A 3380-nucleotide genomic window follows, 5' to 3' on the forward strand; every position below is an offset into this window, starting at 1 on the left:
CCCTCTCAGGGGCTGCTGTAAGGAAATCCCGAATTATTGAGTATAAAATAATTGCAGCAAAAAAAACATGCTCTATTTTTTCTGTGCAATTGAACAGCACCCCTCTCAGGAATTATTACCTCTCCCGAAAAATATCTATATTATTTACAATGCATACCAACCGCAAAAGGCCCATTACTCATATATCCTGGAGGGGAAACATGCTTAGAAATGTAATCTGTTCAGCCATGCTTTTCTGTTTGACAGTCGCTGCTCAGGACATTCGCAACGGCTCGGGCAAATACGGCGCTGTATGTGCAGGAAGAGATTATCGCGCTGTAGACGCCGGTTTACAGATGCTTCGTGAAGGCGGTACTGCTGCCGACGCCGCAGTTGCAACACTTCTTGTACTCTCCATTGTCGATCACGGCTCTTTCTGTATCGGCGCAGAAATTCCTTTCATGATTTACGATGCTGCAAACGATGAAGTCAAGGTCCTCTGCGGACTGGGAGTTGCGCCCGGAGATTCGGCGTCGATTCAATGGTTTTGGGATAATGACCTCCCTACCTGGGGGAATGAGCCGAAGGTCTCCCCTGTTCCCGGACCGATCAGTCTTTTCTTTAAAGCACTGGAGCTCTATGGGACCATGAGTTTTGAGCGGGTTGCCCAGCCTGCGCTGGACATTCTTGATGGCGGCGGGCAGAGCTGGTACAATGAGCTTGCAGCGACCCTGCGCAAATTAATCGAAACCGAACAGAACACCCAGGGCACACGAATCGATAAACTCCAGGCGGCCAGAGACCGGTTTTATAAAGGCGATATTGCCGATATCCTGCACGAATGGTTCAGCGCTCCCGACGGCAACTCGACCCGCGGCTTTCTAAGAAAAAGCGACCTGGAAAGCTACGAAACGATTGTTGAAGATCCCATTATGCTCAACTACAACGGATACGACATCTACAAGTGCGATACCTGGACACAGGGCGGCGTGCTCCTTCAGGCACTGGCGATCCTGAAACATTTCGACCTTGTCTCCATGGGACATATGTCGGCCGGGTATATCCACCATTGTGTTGAAGCACTCAAGCTTGCTTTCGCCGACCGGGACAAATACTACGGCGATCCGCTTTTTGCCGATGTCCCCATTGATATTCTGCTTTCGGAGGAATACAACAACCTCCGCTATCCGCTGATCGATCCCGATAATTCGTCAACCGAAGTCCGTCCGGGTGACCCGTTCACCATGAAAGCGGTATCCGATCCCGACTCCCTCTATCACTGGCCGGGAGGAACGACCACCTGCTGCGTCGCAGACCAGTACGGCAATGTGGTATCGGCAACACCGAGCGGAAACGGCACCTACTCGCTCTGCAGCGAACTTGGCATTCATTTCGCCCGTCGACTGCGCTGTTTCAACACCACCCCGGGCCATCCGAACCAGATCGAACCGGGGAAGCGTCCGCGGATCACCCTCACGCCCACCATGGTACTCAAAGACGGTAAGCCGATTCTTGCGATAAGCGTCGCCGGCGGCGACAAGCAGGACCAGACCACGCTCAATCTGCTCCTCAATTTCATCCATTTTGACATGATGCCGGTCGATGCGGTTGGTGCACCACGCTTCGAAACCCGCCACCACGAAAACGGTTTCAGAGGATATCCCGACCGATTGGATCGCCTTTACGACCTCAACTACCTTCGTGTCAACGAGGAAGTCGGGGCGGATATTCACAATGCCCTTGCGGCGAAAGGACACGATGTCAGTTCATATGACGACAATATCGCCAATCCGGTGATGCTTTATATCGACCCATCCGACAGCATGATGTATGCTGCCGGCGAACCGAGGGCCGACCGCAATGCCGATGCACTTTCCGCGCCTGTTGCTGTCAAAGGCGGCACATATATGGCACGTGAATGTATCGATGCTTTCACTGTTGAACCAAAAGCAGGAGGCATCGAAATCGCCTGGTCGTTTCGAAGCAGTAACGGCGCCGAAATAAAGTTGTACACCACCAGGGGCGATCTGGTTTATGCAAACCGGCTGCCGTCCCAATCGGGAAAACAGCGGATAAGCCTGAATTCGGAAACGGGAGGCCCTGGGAAAACTTCCGGGTGCTATGTTGCCGAAATTGCAGCAGATGATCCGGCGGTTTCCAGGAAGTTCGTAATGGCCCGATAGACAGGTTTACAGAAAGCAACTACCTGAAAATTCTCATTTCGAGGAATTCCTGCAGGTCTCTTCTCCCGTCAAGAACGGCGTGCACATACACAGTCTTTTCGATGATCTGGTATATGATCCGATAGGGCTTATAATGAATCTCTCTGAAATTTTCGACATTTATTCTTTTCAATTCCGGCACAGCATGGCCTCGCTGCGGCGAATGATTAAGCGACAGGCATGTTTGCTCCAGATTACTCAGAAGAGAATCCGCACGCATAACCGAATTGTTTTCGGCAACATATAGATAAATGTCAACGATATCGTCTCTGGCTTCCGGAAGAACAACTACCCGGAATTTCATCCGGCAGAAAACTCTTTCACGCGTTTCCGGATATCAGCAAAAGCTTTATCAACCGGCTGCCCTTTGTTTTGAAGCATGCTTTTCGTGCTCATTGCAACTAATTTAAGCATGGAAAGGCTGTCCTGAAGCTGCTCATAGCTTTCGATATCCTGCAGCACCGCCCTAGCTTCACCGTTATGGGTAATGATTACTTTTTTATGATTGCGGCCAATACGCTCGACAATCTCCGACATGTGCGCTTTTACGTGACTTATTGGCTTTACCGACTCGCTGAGTTTCATGCCTTCCTCCAGGATTAGACTAGAATATAAATAATATTTTAGTCTAAAAACAAATGAGTAAGAGCGATGGAGTTAATAAATTGTATTAAGCGAGAAATGACGATCCGGCTCCATTCAGTGTTTAAACTCCGTCCCCGCGATTATTTCATAAGCTGCCGCACATTGAATTTCGGCTTATAGGTGACCAGCTTTCCGGATTTTTTATCGCCCCGCTTATTGCTGCCGCCCCTGCGGTGCTTGTCTTGAGAAGAACGGGATTCCCGATTGTCTTTTGGGCGGTCTCCCTCTTTTTCGAGGCGCATGGAAAGCGATATTCGCTTGAGTTCTTGATCGACCTCCAGCACCCGTACTTTGACTACCTGGCCCACTTTCACCACCTGACGGGGGTCTTTGACAAACCGGTTTGCCATCTGCGAAATATGAACGAGGCCGTCCTGATGAACCCCGATATCCACAAAGGCGCCGAAATTGGCCACATTGGTCACGGTGCCTTCAAGAACCATATCGGGTGCAAGATCGGAAATCTCCTGGATTTTATCGTCGAAAACCGCATAAGTAAACTCAGCACGAGGGTCCCGTCCGGGCTTATCGAGC

General features: G+C 50.4%; 4 protein-coding genes. 1 reads left to right on the forward strand and 3 read right to left on the reverse strand.

Features of this window, described 5'->3' with window-relative positions; translation table 11 throughout:
• The first annotated feature begins 149 nt into the window (after positions 1-149).
• A complete protein-coding gene (locus tag GF401_07865) occupies positions 150-2162 on the forward strand; it encodes a hypothetical protein (GenBank protein ID MBD3344963.1) in 2013 nt (670 codons plus the stop codon).
• A gap of 19 nt (positions 2163-2181) precedes the next feature.
• Here GF401_07865 and GF401_07870 read toward each other — a convergent pair whose 3' ends face one another.
• The 3 genes from GF401_07870 to GF401_07880 form a co-directional block, all read right to left on the reverse strand.
• Positions 2182-2505: a type II toxin-antitoxin system RelE/ParE family toxin gene (locus tag GF401_07870; GenBank protein ID MBD3344964.1), complete on the reverse strand. Its 324-nt coding sequence runs from the start codon at positions 2503-2505 to the stop codon at positions 2182-2184.
• On the reverse strand, positions 2502-2786 hold the full coding sequence (locus tag GF401_07875; protein MBD3344965.1) for a type II toxin-antitoxin system prevent-host-death family antitoxin: 285 nt from the start codon (positions 2784-2786) through the stop codon (positions 2502-2504). The genes GF401_07870 and GF401_07875 overlap by 4 nt, the downstream gene beginning before the upstream one ends.
• 140 nt (positions 2787-2926) lie before the next feature.
• On the reverse strand, positions 2927-3380 hold a 454-nt coding region (locus GF401_07880; GenBank protein MBD3344966.1), incomplete at its 5' end, for a S1 RNA-binding domain-containing protein.

This window comes from Chitinivibrionales bacterium (assembly GCA_014728215.1).
Taxonomy (GTDB): Bacteria; Fibrobacterota; Chitinivibrionia; order Chitinivibrionales; family WJKA01; genus WJKA01.